Source organism: Streptomyces sp. CNX435 (genome assembly GCF_059570575.1).
Genome location: NZ_JCANTA010000001.1, coordinates 549,147 through 563,690 on the forward strand (window position 1 = coordinate 549,147; position 14,544 = coordinate 563,690).

11 protein-coding genes and 2 pseudogenes are annotated in these 14,544 nt (G+C 71.8%); 7 read left to right on the plus strand and 6 right to left on the minus strand.

Annotated features, from left to right (window positions below):
• Positions 1 to 87 precede the first annotated feature (87 nt).
• Positions 88 to 1,119: a pectate lyase family protein gene (locus T328_RS02315; protein ID WP_496494090.1), complete on the minus strand. Its 1,032-nt coding sequence runs from the start codon at positions 1,117 to 1,119 to the stop codon at positions 88 to 90.
• A gap of 193 nt (positions 1,120 to 1,312) precedes the next feature.
• On the opposite strand from T328_RS02315, the gene T328_RS02320 reads away from it, so the two are divergent.
• From T328_RS02320 to T328_RS02350, 7 genes and pseudogenes are all read left to right on the plus strand, one after another.
• Positions 1,313 to 2,359 carry a LacI family DNA-binding transcriptional regulator gene (locus T328_RS02320; RefSeq protein WP_496494091.1) on the plus strand — a complete coding sequence of 349 codons (1,047 nt, stop codon included), beginning with the start codon at positions 1,313 to 1,315 and terminating at the stop codon, positions 2,357 to 2,359.
• Positions 2,360 to 2,398: 39 nt separating this feature from the next.
• Positions 2,399 to 2,842 (plus strand): annotated as a pseudogene (locus T328_RS02325) (inositol monophosphatase family protein); the annotation flags it as partial.
• A gap of 1,528 nt (positions 2,843 to 4,370) precedes the next feature.
• A pseudogene (locus tag T328_RS02330) lies at positions 4,371 to 4,652 on the plus strand (inositol monophosphatase family protein); the annotation flags it as partial.
• Between the two features lie 157 nt (positions 4,653 to 4,809).
• Positions 4,810 to 6,225, plus strand: coding sequence for a phytoene desaturase family protein (locus tag T328_RS02335; RefSeq protein WP_496494092.1), 1,416 nt, complete (start codon positions 4,810 to 4,812; stop codon positions 6,223 to 6,225).
• Positions 6,226 to 6,370: 145 nt separating this feature from the next.
• Positions 6,371 to 7,870 carry an AlkA N-terminal domain-containing protein gene (locus tag T328_RS02340; protein ID WP_496494093.1) on the plus strand — a complete coding sequence of 500 codons (1,500 nt, stop codon included), beginning with the start codon at positions 6,371 to 6,373 and terminating at the stop codon, positions 7,868 to 7,870.
• A 5-nt stretch (positions 7,871 to 7,875) separates the two neighbouring features.
• On the plus strand, positions 7,876 to 8,361 hold the full coding sequence (locus tag T328_RS02345; RefSeq protein ID WP_496494094.1) for a methylated-DNA--[protein]-cysteine S-methyltransferase: 486 nt from the start codon (positions 7,876 to 7,878) through the stop codon (positions 8,359 to 8,361).
• 141 nt (positions 8,362 to 8,502) lie between these two features.
• Positions 8,503 to 9,630 carry a glycerate kinase gene (locus T328_RS02350; RefSeq protein WP_496494309.1) on the plus strand — a complete coding sequence of 376 codons (1,128 nt, stop codon included), beginning with the start codon at positions 8,503 to 8,505 and terminating at the stop codon, positions 9,628 to 9,630.
• A gap of 419 nt (positions 9,631 to 10,049) precedes the next feature.
• Here the strand turns inward: T328_RS02350 and pssA are convergent, their stop codons facing one another.
• From pssA to T328_RS02375, 5 genes are all read right to left on the minus strand, one after another.
• Positions 10,050 to 10,898: a CDP-diacylglycerol--serine O-phosphatidyltransferase gene (gene pssA / locus T328_RS02355; RefSeq protein WP_496494095.1), complete on the minus strand. Its 849-nt coding sequence runs from the start codon at positions 10,896 to 10,898 to the stop codon at positions 10,050 to 10,052.
• Complete coding sequence (locus T328_RS02360) at positions 10,885 to 11,538, minus strand: phosphatidylserine decarboxylase (RefSeq protein ID WP_496494096.1); 654 nt, start codon at positions 11,536 to 11,538, stop codon at positions 10,885 to 10,887. Before T328_RS02360 ends, pssA begins: the two co-directional genes overlap by 14 nt.
• Before the next feature lie 168 nt (positions 11,539 to 11,706).
• Positions 11,707 to 12,924 (minus strand): acyl-CoA dehydrogenase family protein, encoded by a 1,218-nt coding sequence (locus tag T328_RS02365; RefSeq protein WP_496494097.1) that lies wholly within the window; start codon positions 12,922 to 12,924, stop codon positions 11,707 to 11,709.
• The gene (locus tag T328_RS02370) at positions 12,924 to 13,442 is read right to left on the minus strand and encodes a MaoC family dehydratase (protein ID WP_496494098.1); all 519 of its coding nucleotides are present in this window, start codon (positions 13,440 to 13,442) and stop codon (positions 12,924 to 12,926) included. Before T328_RS02370 ends, T328_RS02365 begins: the two co-directional genes overlap by 1 nt.
• 1 nt (position 13,443) lies before the next feature.
• Positions 13,444 to 14,418, minus strand: a complete 975-nt coding sequence (locus T328_RS02375) for an HpcH/HpaI aldolase/citrate lyase family protein (protein ID WP_496494099.1) — start codon at positions 14,416 to 14,418, stop codon at positions 13,444 to 13,446.
• Positions 14,419 to 14,544: the final 126 nt, after the last annotated feature.

Below are 14,544 nucleotides of genomic sequence, written 5' to 3' on the forward strand. Positions count from 1 at the left end.
ACCTAGTTGCGGGCAGCGCCGTGCGGGCCGGGTCGGCTCCGCACGGGGCTTCCCTGTCCGTCACGACCCGGCCCGTGGACTGGCGCTTCAGCCGCCGATGTCGGGCTGCGGCCCGGCGCCGTCCTGGAGGATGGCGGGGACGTCCTCGGCGGGGTCGAGGGTGTAGTCGTAGAACGAACGGGGGTCGAAGCCCTCGCCGCCGGTCTGCTGGTCGCCCTCGCAGTCGACGAAGATGTTGCCGTTGTCGACGAGCTGGGCGTCGTCGTCCTTGATGAGGGGGTCGGTGACGCCCTCGAAGTAGCTGTTTTCGATGACGGAGTTCGACGCGCCCCGGGACCAGTTGCCGCTGCCGGTGTTCTGCAGGTAGTTGTTGTACAGGTGGGCGTTGGCGACGTTGTCGGTGCTCGGGTTGCGCGAGTTGGTGTCGCTGAACCAGTTGTGGTGGATCGTCATCTGGGCGGTGACGTTGTCGGTCCAGCCGATGCCGAAGGTCTTGTTGTTCTCGTTGATGATGTTCCAGGACACCGTCAGGTTGGTGGTGTCCTTGCGGCTGTCGATCAGGCCGTCGTTCATCCGCTCCAGCCGGTTGTGGTCGATCCAGACGTGGTCGGCGGTGTCCATCTGGATGGCGTCGTAGTCGTAGTCGTCGTCGCCGGGGTCGTCGTCGGGCATCCGGGTGTCGCGGATGGTGAGGTTGCGGATGATGACGTTGCTGACGCCCTCGGCGAGGAAGAATCCGCCGCCGACGATCTCCCCCTCGGTGCCGGCTCCGACGATGGTCTTGTCCGAGGCGACGCGCACCTCGTGGCCCATCTCGGGGTACTCGATCGCCCCGCCGACCCGGATGACGTAGGGCTCCTCGGCGGTGGCGTACCGCTCAAGCTCCTCGAAGTCGGAGACGGTGACGGTCTCGCCGGCGGCGCCGCCCGTGGTGCCGCCGTCGGTGGAGGCGAAGCCGTCGGGCGTGTCCGGCCACTCCTGTACCGCCGGGGCGGCGGCGGTGGCGTCGCCGGACAGTGCCCGCGGGCCCAGTAGTGAGCCGCACAGGGCGACCGCCGCCGCCAGTCCGGCGTACCGCCACCAGCGGTGCCGGCGATGTCTCACGGTGGGTGAAGTCATGGTCTTCTCCAGTGTCGTGGGGGGTGAGAGACGGCCGGATCGATCCCGCACCTGGTCGAAATTTTCGAGCCTTCGCCATGAAGCGCGGTGAATATAGGAAGAGCTTGCTCACGCGTCAAGGCCTGAATCTGCGGGATTCCTGCGACGACCGGTGACTCGAAAAGTTCGAAGAGACGACTACTAGACTCTTGGCATGTCCTCAGCAGACCAGGCCCGCCCCGCCGACGGCCCGGCCACCGGGCCGCTGACCACCGCGGAGATCGCCGCGCACGCCGGGGTCTCCGTCGCCACGGTCTCCAAGGTGATCAACGGGCGGCCGGATGTCGCCCCGGGCACCCGCGCCCAGATCGAGGAGATCATCCGCTCCCACGGTCACCGCAGGCGGAAGCGGGCCGCCCGTCCTGCCGCCATGCTGGAACTCGTCTTCCGCCAGATCCGGGACTCGTACCACATCGAGATCATCAAGGGCGTCCAGCAGGTGGCGCGCGAACACCGGCTCGCCGTGGTGCTCTCCGAGCTGCAGGGCCGCCTGACACCCGGGCGCGGCTGGGTCGAGGACGTCTTGTTCCGGCGCCCGGCCGGCATCATCGAGGTCTATTCCGTGCTCACCGACAGCCAGAGCGGTCAGCTGCGCAGCCGTGGCATCCCCTTCGTCCTCGTCGATCCCAACGGGGAACCGGCTCACGCGTCCCCGTCGGTGGGCGCGACCAACTGGAACGGCGGCCTGTCGGCCGCACGTCACCTCCTCGGGCTCGGGCACCGGCGCATCGCCGTGATCACCGGGCCGGAAAACGCCCTCGCCAGCCGGGCCCGGGTGGACGGCTACCGGACCGCGATGGAGACCGCGGGCGTGCCCGTCGACCCGGCCTTCGTCCGCCTCGGCGACTACCGGGCCGAGGACGGCCTGCGGCACGCACGGGAGCTGCTGCGCCTGCCCGCTCCGCCGACCGCCATTTTCACCTGCAACGACGCGCTGGCGCTCGGCGTGTACCAGGCCGCCGCGGAGGCCGGGCTGCGCATCCCCGAGGACCTCAGCGTCGTCGGATTCGACGACCTGCGCCCGGCGCAGTGGACCGTGCCGCCGCTGACCACCGTGCACCAGCCGCTCACCGAGATGGCCGTCACCGCCGCGGCGATGGCGGTCAAGCTGGCCCAGGGGCAACCGCTGGCACAGACCCGGGTGGAACTCCCCACCGAACTCGTCGTGCGCGGCAGCACCATGCCGCCGCGCCGCCCGTGACAGGCGCGCGGGCCCGGAGGGGCAGGCCGGGCATGCTCCTCCCAGAAGGGCGGCCCCCACGGCCTGGCCACCGTCGCCGACCAGGCGGCCGGGCTGTGGTTGGAGCGCTCGCTGGCCGCGCTGCTGCTCGGGTCTGTGCTCGTCGGGGAGGAGGGTGTGCACGCCGGCCCCGGGCGGCTCGCGGCGCTGCGGGGGGACGCGCCGGTGTGGATCGTGGACCCCGTCGACGGCACCCGGCAGTTCGTCCGCGGCGAGCCCGGCTTCTGCATGCTCGTCGCCCTCGCGCACCGCGGCGAGGTGCTGGCCTCCTGGACGTACCTGCCGGCCAAGGACGTCATGGCCGTCGCCCGCCGCGGCGGCGGCGCGTACGTCGTCGGCGGCGAGGAGCTGCACGCCGGCGTGTCCGAGCCCGGGCGTGAGCTGGAGGTCGCTGTCTCCCACCACGACTTCACCACAGATGCCGAGAAGCGCGCCGTAGCACGCGGCAGCGGTCTTGAACCAGATGGGCAGCTGATGCGTTATTACGTGTGGACTGTGCGATGTTCGACTGACGGCTGGGCGCTGTCCTGCTGCTGAACGGTTTCTCGATTCCTGTGGAGCGGCTTTGTCGCAGCAGCGGGTGGTGATGTGGAAGGGATCGATGAGGTGAGATGCGTGGCACCACACGTGAACCAGACGGTGGGACCTCACGGCCGTCTGATTCAGAGCGGCAGCTGAGCAGGGTGCCCTCGGCACCGGCTGACGCCATCCAGGGCTGCGGCGACCCCAATACCGCCATCGCATCAGCGGCTTCCAGCTACTCGCCGAGTGCGCGAGGAGATCGATCCGTGCCATACACACAGGGCAAGCCGGCATCCCCGCCGGCAATGACAGCCAAGGCGGCTCATCGACATGCCGAGAAAAGAGACGGGTAAATCGTGAAGGGACCGGCGAGGTAGACATAATGGAGGAACAAGAGTCCACTGGGGCGGATCAGACTGAGCGGTGGCCACAGATGTCGGTCAGCGCGCGATTGGGCCTTCTTGGGGATCGCTGGGCTGGACTTGAGCGCAGTTTCGCTGCAATACATGCCTTCCATGAGCGGACCACGCGTAGAATAAATCATGGAACAAGTCAGGCGGATCGACAGGGTGCGGGGGAGGAGCTGCGCGGTCAGACGAACGCCTGGCTAGGGCGAGAGTATGACTGGTATGCAGCGGCACAGAGGATAGAGCCCGACGTAACGGATCCCGCTGACCAGCAAACGCTGAACGACCTGCATCGCCATGCTGCCGATTGGAGATCCAGCTTTGGCCATCAAGCAAACTGGAGCCGGATAGACCAGGTGCAGCGCTCGCTTCTTACGGAGGTCCGGCCGCCGGATCGGGACAGTCGGGTGAACCCGGAAACCCACCCGCGCGCATATCTGACGTCGCCGTCCGCTCCCTACTCTGACAACAATACACAGGGGCTGCTGCGGGATCGTACTGCGATGGATTATCTGCCGACGGGCTCAGGGTCGCGCGGCCCCGCTCCGGAAGGTCAGCAACACGACGCAAATCGGCCCACACGGCAGAATTCTCCGACTCCGACTCCGACTCCGGCTCCGACTGCGCGCCCCCGTGCGAGTGGGCGCTGAACGGGCATTCCACTCGTCAAGCGCCGGTGGGCGTCAGGAGGCGGGAAAGGTGCTTAGCTACTAGCTAACCGAAGAGAACACGATAAGAAATCGAACAACTGCATAAAGTCACCGAGTTAACGGTCGACTCCGCCCTGTTCGGGGCCCCGGCTCAACCCACCCCAACCCCTGTGCGGCCATCTTCAGGACGGTTCGGGTGCGGACCAGGGCGGAGAATCCGTACCGACAGTGACGGCAGCACCGGCGGAGCCATAGCGCACTGGCAGGGCGCTAGCCTGCACGCGTACTGCAGTAAGGAAGCCGACCGCTTGGTGCTGATCATTCAGTGGACATCCGGATCGGTCATCCCTTCCGCATTCCGCGCCCGGGGCCGCCGCATGGTTCGATGGACATGTGACCGACGATTTCGTGGCCTCCGCCGACGCCCTCGACCGGGTCGAGGACGCCCTGCGCAAGGCGGCGGCCGAGGAGGTCATGCCCCGGTTCCGGCAGCTCGGCGCGCACGAGATCACGCAGAAGGACGGCCCCCACGACCTGGTCACCGTCGCCGGCCAGGCGGCCGAGCTGTGGTTGGAGCGTTCGCTGGCCGCGCTGCTGCCCGGGTCCGTGCTCGTCGGGGAGGAGGGTGTGCACGCCGGCCCCGGGCGGCTCGCGGCGCTGTGCGGGGACGCGCCGGCCGGCGGCAACGCCCTTCCCTTCACCGCGGCGCGGGACGCCGAAACGGCGCGTCATATCCTTACCCTGCTGGCCGGACCAGGCCGGGGCGTACCCGGGGCGGCCCTTTGACGCGGGCCCTCAGCCCCGGTCGGCGACGACGGGAGTGGCGAGGCGGATGACGACGCTGGTCGACGTGGTGGTCGTAGGCGCGGGGCCCAACGGGCTGACCGCCGCCGTCGAACTCGCCCGACGGGGCTTCACGGTCGAGGTCTTCGAGGCCCGCGACACCATCGGCGGCGGGGCGAGCACCGCGGAGCTGACCCTGCCGGGCTTCCGGCACGACCCCTGTTCCGCCGCCCACCCCTTCGGCATCGGCTCCCCGGTCTTCAACGAACTCCCGCTGGCCGACCACGGCTTGGAGTGGGTGCACGGCGAACTGCCCATGGCGCATCCCTTTCCCGACGGCTCCGCGGCCGTGCTCTCCCGCTCCGTGGGCGAGACGGCGATGTCGCTCGGCAGCCGCGACGCGGGCGTCTACCGCCGGCTCGTCGAGCCGTTCCTGGGCAAGTGGGAGACGCTGTCGTGGGACTTCTTCACCGCCTCGCTGCGCTCCGTGCCCCGCGACCCCGTCACCCTCCTGCGGCTCGGTCAGCTCGCCATGCCCGCGTCCCTGCTGAACCGCCGCTTCCACGGTGCGCACGCCCGCGGCATGATCGCCGGCCTCGCCGCCCACGCCATCGCCCCGCTGCACACCCCGGTCACCGCCGCCATGGCGCTGACCTTCGCGCTCGCCGGCCACGCCGTCGGCTGGCCGGTGGCCCGCGGCGGATCGCAGGCCATCTCCGACGCGCTCGCGTCGTACCTGCGAGAGCTGGGCGGCGAGATCCACACCGGGATCGAGGTGAAGCGGCTGGACGAGCTGCCGCCCGCCCGCGCATACGTCTTCGACACCACCCCGACCGCGCTGGCGCGCATCGCCGGCCTCGGCGGCGCGTACGACGGCTTCCGCTACGGCCCCTCCGTTTTCAAGATCGACTACGCCCTGGACGGGCCGATGCCCTGGACCTCCGAGGAGGCGCGGCGCGCCACGACAGTGCACGTCGGGCCCACGGAGGGGGAGATCGGCGCGGCGCTCGACGCCGCCGTGCACGGGGTCGAGCCCACGGTGCCGTTCCTCATCACCTGCCAGCCCACGATCGTCGACCACACCCGCGCGCCGGCGGGAAAGCACACCCTCTGGGTCTACGGGCACGTGCCCAACAGCTGGGAAGGCGACGCCACCGACGTCATCGAGCGGCAACTGGAGCGCTTCGCGCCCGGCTTCCGCGACCTGGTGCTGGCCCGCGCCACCGCGGGACCGCCCGAACTGGCCGCGCGCAACGCCAACTACGTCGGCGGCGACATCGCCGCCGGCGCGTTCTCCGGCACCCAGACCCTGCTGCGCCCGCGGCTCGCCCGGGTGCCGTGGGCCACGGTCCACCCCCGCGTCTTCCTGTGCTCCTCGTCCACGTACCCCGGCCCGGGCGTGCACGGGATGGGCGGCCACAACGCGGCCCGCGCGGTCTTCCGGACGCTGACGCGGTCCCGCTGACCGGGCGGCGCCGAGGGCAGTGCCGACGGCGGCTCTCCCCGGCGGCGCTGTTCTCCCGAGGCGCTCTTTCCGGGGTTCCGCGGACCCCCAGCGTGATGTCGGATTCTCGCTAGCGTTCGCCCCCGCGGTGCCCGACTCTGGAGTCATGTTCACCGACACGGAGCGCTGCGTACGGGCCGTCCAGTCCAAGGACGCCCGCTTCGACGGCTGGTTCTTCACCGGCGTGCTGACCACGGGCATCTACTGCCGGGCCAGCTGCCCCGTCGTCCCGCCCAAGCCGCAGAACATGCGGTTCTACCCCAGCGCCGCCGCCGCCCAGCAGGCCGGCTTCCGCGCCTGCAAGCGGTGCCGCCCCGACACCAGCCCCGGGTCCCCGGAGTGGAACCACCGGGCCGACCTCACCGCCCGCGCCATGCGGCTCATCGCCGACGGCGTCGTCGACCGCGACGGCGTCGCCGGCCTCGCCGCCCGGCTCGGCTACAGCACCCGGCAGATCGAACGCCAGCTCCGCGCCGAACTCGGCGCCGGCCCTCTCGCCCTCGCTCGCGCCCAGCGCGCGCAGACCGCGCGCGTGCTCATCGAGACCTCCCCGCTGCCCATGGGCGACATCGCCTTCGCCGCCGGCTTCTCCTCCATCCGCACCTTCAACGACACCGTCCAGGAAGTCTTCGCGCTCGCCCCCACCGAGCTGCGCCGCCGCGCCGCCCGCAGCCGCGCCGGCCGCAACGGCACCACCCCCGGGGTTATCAGCCTCCGGCTGCCCTTCCGGCAGCCGCTCACCCCCGACAACCTCTTCGGCCACCTCGTCGCCACCGCCGTGCCCGGCGTCGAGGAGTGGCGCGGCGGCGCGTACCGGCGCACGCTGCGGCTCCCGTACGGACACGGCATCGCCTCGCTCACCCCCCGACCCGGTCCGCATCCCTATATCTCAGCCCGGCTCGCCCTCACCGACCAGCGGGACCTGGCCATCGCCATCAGCCGCTGCCGCCGGCTGCTCGACCTCGACGCCGACCCCGTCGCCGTCGACGAACAGCTCGCCCGCGACGGGCAGCTCGCCGAGCTGATCGCCAAGGCGCCCGGCCGGCGGGTGCCGCGCACCACGGACGGCGCCGAGTTCGCCGTACGGGCCGTCCTCGGCCAGCAGGTCTCCACCGCCGCGGCCCGCACCCACGCGGGCCGGCTGGTGACCTCGTACGGGACGGAGATCGAGGACGCCGAAGGCGGCCTCACCCACCTCTTCCCCGAGCCCGGCGCCCTCGCCGGACTCGACCCGGACGCCCTGGCCATGCCGCGCAGCCGGCGCACCACCCTCACCGCCCTCGTCGCCGCCCTCGCCGCCGGCGACCTCGACCTCGGCGGCGGCAGCGACTGGGAACAGGCCCGCCGGCAGCTCGCCGAGCTGCCCGGCATCGGCCCCTGGACCGTCGAGGTCGTCGCCATGCGCGCCCTCGGCGACCCCGACGCCTTCCCGGCCACCGACCTCGGCGTCCGCAAGGCCGCCGCCGGACTCGGCCTGCCCGGCAGCCCCGCGGCCCTCGTCCGCCACTCGGCCGACTGGCGGCCCTGGCGGGCGTACGCCGTGCAGTACCTCTGGGCGGCGCCGCCAGCCGGCGACCACCCGATCAACCTGATGCCCACGGAGTGAAGGACATGCGAACGCACACCACCGTCGACAGCCCCGTAGGACCCCTCACCCTCGTCGCCGACGACGACGACCTCGCCGGGCTCTACATGACCGACCAGCGCCACCGCCCCGCCGACGAGACCTTCGGCACCCCCGCCGACCCCGCCGACCCGCCGTTCGCGGCGGCGGCGGCGCAGCTCACCGCGTACTTCGCGGGCGAGCGCACCGACTTCGACCTGCCGCTGCGGCTGGCCGGCACGCCGTTCCAGCAGCGGGTGTGGGAGCAGCTGCGGCAGATCCCGTACGGCGAGACGATCTCCTACGGAGAACTCGCCGAGCGCGTCGGCAACCCGGCCGCCTCCCGGGCCGTCGGCATGGCCAACGGGCGCAACCCCGTCGGGATCATCGTCCCGTGCCACCGCGTCGTCGGCGCGAACGGCAGCCTCACCGGCTACGGCGGCGGCATCGACCGCAAGAAGCAGCTGCTCGCGCTGGAGCGGCGGGAGGGCTGAGAGCGTCCGCGGCCGTACGGGCCCGGGGCCGGCGGACGCGCGCCGGCCCCGGGTCCATGGGCATTCCGGCGGCCTTGCGGATAGGGTCGCAGCGGCGTGACCAGGACCAGAGCGAGGGGTGGCAAGTTGACGCACGGACCGGTGACCCGGGTGCTGATCGCGGCCGACAAGTTCAAGGGCTCCCTGACCGCCGAACAGGTCGCCCAGCGGGTGACGGCCGGCCTGCGCCGGGTCGCGCCGGACCTCGCCGTCGAGGCCCTGCCGGTTGCCGACGGCGGCGACGGCACCGTGGCCGCCGCGCTGGCCGCGGGCTTCGAACGCCGCGAGGCACGGGTCACCGGGCCGCTCGGCGAACCCGTCACCGCGGCGTACGCGCTGCGCGACGGCACCGCCGTCGTCGAAATGGCCGAAGCCTCCGGGCTGCAGCTGCTGCCCCCCGGCCACTTCGCGCCGCGCACCGCCACCACGTACGGCAGCGGCGAACTGCTGCGCGCGGCGCTGGACGCCGGGGCGCGGACCCTCGTCTTCGGCGTCGGCGGCAGCGCGACCACGGACGGCGGCGCGGGCATGCTCGCGGCGCTGGGCGGGCGCTTCCTCGACGCGGACGGGGCGGCGGCCGGGCCCGGGGGCGGGCCGCTCGCCGGGCTCGCCCGGGCGGACCTCACCGGTGTCGACCCGCGGTTCGCGGACGTGGAGCTGATCCTCGCCAGCGACGTCGACAACCCGCTGACGGGGCCGACCGGGGCGCCGGCGGTCTACGGGCCGCAGAAGGGCGCGAGTGCGGCGGACGTCGAGGCGCTGGACGCCGCGCTTGCGCACTACGTGCGGGTGCTGGAGAAGGCCGTCGGCCCGCGGGCGGCGTCGCTGGCGCGCCAGCCGGGTGCGGGGGCCGCGGGCGGCATCGGGTACGGGGCGCTGGTCGGCCTCGGCGCGGTGTTCCGGCCCGGGATCGAGGTGCTGCTCGACGTCCTCGGCTTTGAGGCGGCGCTCGCGCGGGCGGACCTCGTGATCACGGGGGAGGGGTCGCTGGACCGGCAGACGCTGCACGGCAAGGCGCCGGCGGGGGTGGCGGCGGCGGCGCGGGCGGCGGGGAAGCGGGTGGTGGCGGTGTGCGGGAGGCTGTCGATCGACGAGGCGGCGCTGCGGGCGGCGGGGATCGAGCGGGCGTACGCGCTGTCTTCGGTGGAACCGGACGTGGCGCGGTCGATGCGGAACGCGGGCCCGTTGCTGGAGTCGGTGGCGGAGACCCTGGCCCGCGACTACGTGTGAGGGTGTGGGGATCCCCGTACCCTCCCCCTACGCCCTGAGGGCGTGGGCGGTACCCCCACTTCCCGAAACTCAGGGCTGCGCCCCGAGACCCCCCGGGGGGCTGCGCCCCCGCACCCCGCCGGCCGCCGGGGCTGCGCCCCCGGACCCCGCTGGGGGCTGCGCCCCCGGATTCGGCCGGGGCTGCGCCCCCGGACCCGCTGGGGCTGGGCCCTGCACCCGGCCGGGGCTGCGCCTGCACCCCGCCGGGCTGCGGCCCCGGACCTCGCCGGGGCTGCGCCCCTGCACCCCGCTGGGGCCGCGCCCCTGCACCTCGCCGGTGCTGCGGCCCGACGGGCAGGCCGGAAACGCCGTCGCGCCCGGGGGAGGAATCCCCCGGACGCGACGGTGCGGTCCGTTCTCGTACGCCCCGGGCCCGCGGCTCAGCTCTGCGCTGTGGCGCGCGCCTCGCGGCGGCCGACGCGGAACGTGTTCACCCGGCGTGCGGTGGCGAACAGCGGGATCGTGGCGGCCGTCACTATCTGCAGCGCGCAGCCCGTCTGGAGCAGCAGCTGCCCGTTCGGCGCGTCGAAGGCCCACGCCCCCAGGCAGGTCATGCTGACGAAGATCCACACGAGCGTGGCCACCGCGAGCCGGCCGCGCGGCTTGGGGTACTCCACCCGGCTCACCATCAGCCAGGCCACCCCGATGATCGCCAGCAGCGTCGGCACGAACGGCAGCTCCAGCAGCACCACGGAGATCACCGTCAGCGCGCCGAAGGGGCTCGGCATGCCCTGGAAGACCCCGTCCCGCACCGTCGTGCAGGAGAACCGCGCAAGCCGCAGCACCACCGCCAGCACCACCGCGACCGCGGCCACCGTGGAGACCCGCTGGTACGCGTCATCCGCGACCATGCCGTAGACCAGCACGAAGTACGCGGGCGCCAGCCCGAAGCTGATCAGGTCGGAGAGGTTGTCCAGCTCCGCGCCCATCGCCGAGCTGCGCAGCTTGCGCGCCACCAGGCCGTCGAAGAGGTCGAAGACCGAGGCGAGCAGCATGAGGATCACGGCGGTCGCGGCGCTGTGCCGGGCGATGCCGCCGGCGTCGTCCTCGCCCATCAGGTGCGGGACGAGCACACCGGTGGTGGTGAAGTAGACGGCGAGGAAGCCGCAGGTCGCGTTCGCCAGCGTGAGGGTGTCGGCGATCGACAGCCGCGTCGACAGCGGCATGTCGTCGTCCTCGTCGACCTCGGAGACCCAGCCGGCCTTCGTGTCCGGATCAATCACGGTCAAGGCGCGTCACCCCCGCCGTGGTGGCCTGGCCGACGTCCACGCCGGCGGCGACGCCCTGCGGCAGGTACACGTCGACCCGGGAGCCGAAGCGGATCAGACCGACGCGCTCGCCCTGCTCGACCTTGGTGCCGCGCGTCACGTACGGCACGATGCGGCGCGCGACCGCGCCGGCGATCTGGACCATCTCGACGTCGCCGAGTTCGGTGTCCAGGTGCCATACGACGCGTTCGTTGTTCTCGCTCTCCTTGTTGAACGCCGGGACGTAACCGCCGGGGACGTGCTCCACGGAGCTGACGGTGCCGGCCAGCGGCGCCCGGTTCACGTGCACGTTGAGCGGGCTCATGAAGATCGCGACGCGGGTGCGGCCGTCGGGCCACGGCATGATGCTCTGCACCACGCCGTCGGCCGGGGAGATGACCCGGCCCTCGGCGATCTCGCGGTCGGGGTCGCGGAAGAACCACAGCATGCCCGCTGCCAGCGCGGCGGGGGGCACGGCGGCCAGCCGGGCGGGCCAGCGCCCGGCGCGGCGGGCGCGGACGGCTGTGACGGCCGCGGTGGCCAAGGTCGGCAGGAGCCACGGCGATGCTCCGCGCGCCAGGCGAACCCGGCGGCGCGGAACGGTATCTGAGCTGTGGGGCATGTTTGACCTTCGTAGCGGGAGGGGGCCGCGGTGATGGGGGACGGCGGCTTGTCGGGGATGCTATCGGTTGGCACCGGCAACTCGGCAAGCCGAAGCGAGCTTTCATCTGCCGGGGCGCCGTGGCCGGCTGCCACGCCACCCCTTGCCGCCTGCCCCTGAAGCTGTCCTTCAGCCCTGGGGCCCGTACTCCTCCAGCAGCCGCCGCCCGATGATCATTTTCTGGATCTCGGCCGTCCCTTCGCCAATGAGAAGCATCGGCGCCTCCCGGTAGAGGCGCTCGATCTCGTACTCCTTGGAGAAGCCGTAGCCGCCGTGGATGCGGAACGCGTCTTCCACGACTTCCTTGCAGTACTCCGAAGCGAGATATTTGGCCATCCCCGCCTCAAGGTCGTTACGTTCTCCGGTGTCCTTTTTGCGTGCCGCTCGGACCATCATCGCATGGGCCGCCTCGACCTTGGTAGCCATCTCGGCCAGTTTGAACTGGATCGCCTGGTGCCGGGCGATCGGACGGCCGAAGGTCTGCCGTTGCTGGGCGTAGTCGACGCCGAGTTCGAAGGCGCGCTGGGCGACGCCGCAGCCACGCGCGGCGACGTTCACGCGGCCCACCTCGATCCCGTCCATCATCTGGTAGAAACCCCGGCCGGCCCCGCCCGGGCCGCCAAGCACGCGGTCCGCCGGGACGCGCAGCTCCTCCATGATCAGCTCGGTGGTGTCGACGCCCTTGTAACCCATCTTGTCGATCTTGCCGGGGATGGTCAGTCCCGGCTGCACCGTGCCGAACCCGGGCTCCTTCTCCACCAGGAACGCCGTCATCGACCGGTGCGCCGGCGCGTCCGGGCCCAGCCCCTCGTCCGTGCGGCACAGCACCGCGACCAGTGTCGACGTGCCGCCGTTGGTGAGCCACATCTTCTGGCCGGTGAGCAGGTAGTCACCGCTCTCCCCGTCCCGTACGCCCTTGGACGTGATCGCCGCCACATCCGAGCCGAGCCCCGGCTCCGACATCGAGAACGCGCCGCGCACCTCCCCGGCGGCCATCCGGGGCAGGAAGTGCTCCCGCTGCTCGGGGGTGCCGTGCTGCTTGAGCAGGTACGCCACGATGAAGTGCGTGTTGATGATCCCCGACACGCTCATCCAGCCGCGGGCGATCTCCTCCACGCACAGCGCGTACGTGAGCAGCGACTCGCCGAGGCCGCCGTACTCCTCCGGGATCATGAGGCCGAAAACGCCCAGCTCCTTCAGGCCCTCGACGATCTGCGCGGGATACTCGTCCCGGTGCTCCAGCTCCGTGGCCACCGGCAGGATCTCCTTGTCGGTGAAGTCGCGGACCGTGGCGACGATCTCGCGCTGGATCTCCGTCAGCCCCTCCGTCTGCGCCAGTCGCCCCATCACCGCTCCCCGCCGCGCTCGACCGGCTCCGGGCGGCCCGGCTGCTCCCCGCCGCGCTCCTCGGCGTACGCCGCCGTGGGGACCATCACCTTGCGCCGGAAGACGCAGACCAGGGTGCCGTCCTGGTTGTGGCCGCGGGTCTCGACGTACACGATGCCGCGGTCGTCCTTCGACTTCGACGGCCATTTGTCCAGGACCGTCGTCTCGCCGTAGACCGTGTCGCCGTGGAAGGTGGGCGCCACGTGCTTCAGCGACTCGACCTCCAGGTTGGCGATCGCCTTGCCGGAGACGTCCGGCACGGACATGCCGAGCAGCAGGGAGTACACGTAGTTGCCGACGACGACGTTGCGGCCGAAGTCGGTGGCCCGGCCCGCGTAGTGGGCGTCGAGGTGCAGCGGGTGGTGGTTCATGGTCAGCAGGCAGAAGAGGTGGCCGTCGTACTCGGTGACGGTCTTGCCGGGCCAGTGCTTGTACACCGCGCCCGGCTCGAACTCCTCGTAGGTGCGCCCGAACTGCATGTCAACCCTCCGGCGGGGTGAAGGCGGTGGTGCGGGTCAGGCCGGCGGCGCGGCCCTTGCCCGAGACGACGAGGGCCATCTTGCGGCTCGCCTCGTCGATCATCTCGTCGCCGAGCATCGCCGAGCCCTTCCTGCCGCCCTCCTCGGAGGTGAAGTACTCGTACGCGTCGAGGATCAGCTCGGCGTGGTCGTAGTCCTCCTGCGACGGCGAGAAGACCTCGTTGGCGGCCTCCACCTGGCCCGGGTGCAGCACCCACTTGCCGTCGAAGCCGAGGGCGGCGGCGCGGCCGGCGACCTCGCGGAAGCCGTCGACGTTGCGGATCTGGAGGTACGGGCCGTCGATGGCCTGCAAGTCGTGGCTGCGGGCGGCCATGAGGATCCGCATGAGGATGTAGTGGTAGGCGTCGGCCGGGTAGCCGGGCGGCTGTTCGCCGACGACCAGGGACTTCATGTTGATCGACGCCATGAAGTCGGCGGGCCCGAAGACGATGGTCTCCAGCCGCGGCGAGGCGGCGGCGATGTCGTCGACGTTCACCAGCCCCTTCGCGTTCTCGATCTGCGCCTCGATGCCGATCCGGCCCACCTCGAAGCCCATCGTCTTCTCGATCTGGGTGAGCAGCAGGTCCAGGGCCCTGATCTGCTCGGCGTCCTGCACCTTCGGCAGCATGAGGCAGTCCAGGTTCGGCCCCGCGCCCTCGACGACCGTGATGACGTCCCGGTACGTCCAGTGCGTCGTCCAGTCGTTGACCCGTACCACCCGGGTCTTGCCGCGCCAGTCACCCTCGTTGAGGAACTTCACGACGGTGTGCCGCGCGTCCGGCTTCGCCAGCGGCGCGCACGCGTCCTCCAGATCCAGGAACACCTGGTCGGCCGGGAGCCCCTGGGCCTTCTCCAGGAACCGAGGGTTGGATCCCGGAACGGCGAGACAGGAACGCCGCGGCCGCAGGCGGTCGGGCCGGGGGTGGGCGGGGCTCATGAGGGGACCTCCAGGGGGTCGAGCTTGTTCGCGAGCCGGATCTCGTCGACGATACGAAGGCCCGCTGCGCGGAGCGCGTCCGGTCGTGCCGCCGGTGCGTACCCGTCCGCGAGGTCCGGGCGGGCC

Bases quoted from the DNA above. Each gene is read 5' to 3' on its own strand.
- T328_RS02315 (WP_496494090.1), bottom strand. From the start codon at position 1,119: ATGACTTCACCCACCGTGAGACATCGCCGGCACCGCTGGTGGCGGTAC.
- T328_RS02320 (WP_496494091.1), top strand. From the start codon at position 1,313: ATGTCCTCAGCAGACCAGGCCCGCCCCGCCGACGGCCCGGCCACCGGG.
- T328_RS02335 (WP_496494092.1), top strand. From the start codon at position 4,810: ATGACGACGCTGGTCGACGTGGTGGTCGTAGGCGCGGGGCCCAACGGG.
- T328_RS02340 (WP_496494093.1), top strand. From the start codon at position 6,371: ATGTTCACCGACACGGAGCGCTGCGTACGGGCCGTCCAGTCCAAGGAC.
- T328_RS02345 (WP_496494094.1), top strand. From the start codon at position 7,876: ATGCGAACGCACACCACCGTCGACAGCCCCGTAGGACCCCTCACCCTC.
- T328_RS02360 (WP_496494096.1), bottom strand. From the start codon at position 11,538: ATGCCCCACAGCTCAGATACCGTTCCGCGCCGCCGGGTTCGCCTGGCG.
- T328_RS02365 (WP_496494097.1), bottom strand. From the start codon at position 12,924: ATGGGGCGACTGGCGCAGACGGAGGGGCTGACGGAGATCCAGCGCGAG.
- T328_RS02370 (WP_496494098.1), bottom strand. From the start codon at position 13,442: ATGCAGTTCGGGCGCACCTACGAGGAGTTCGAGCCGGGCGCGGTGTAC.
- T328_RS02375 (WP_496494099.1), bottom strand. From the start codon at position 14,418: ATGAGCCCCGCCCACCCCCGGCCCGACCGCCTGCGGCCGCGGCGTTCC.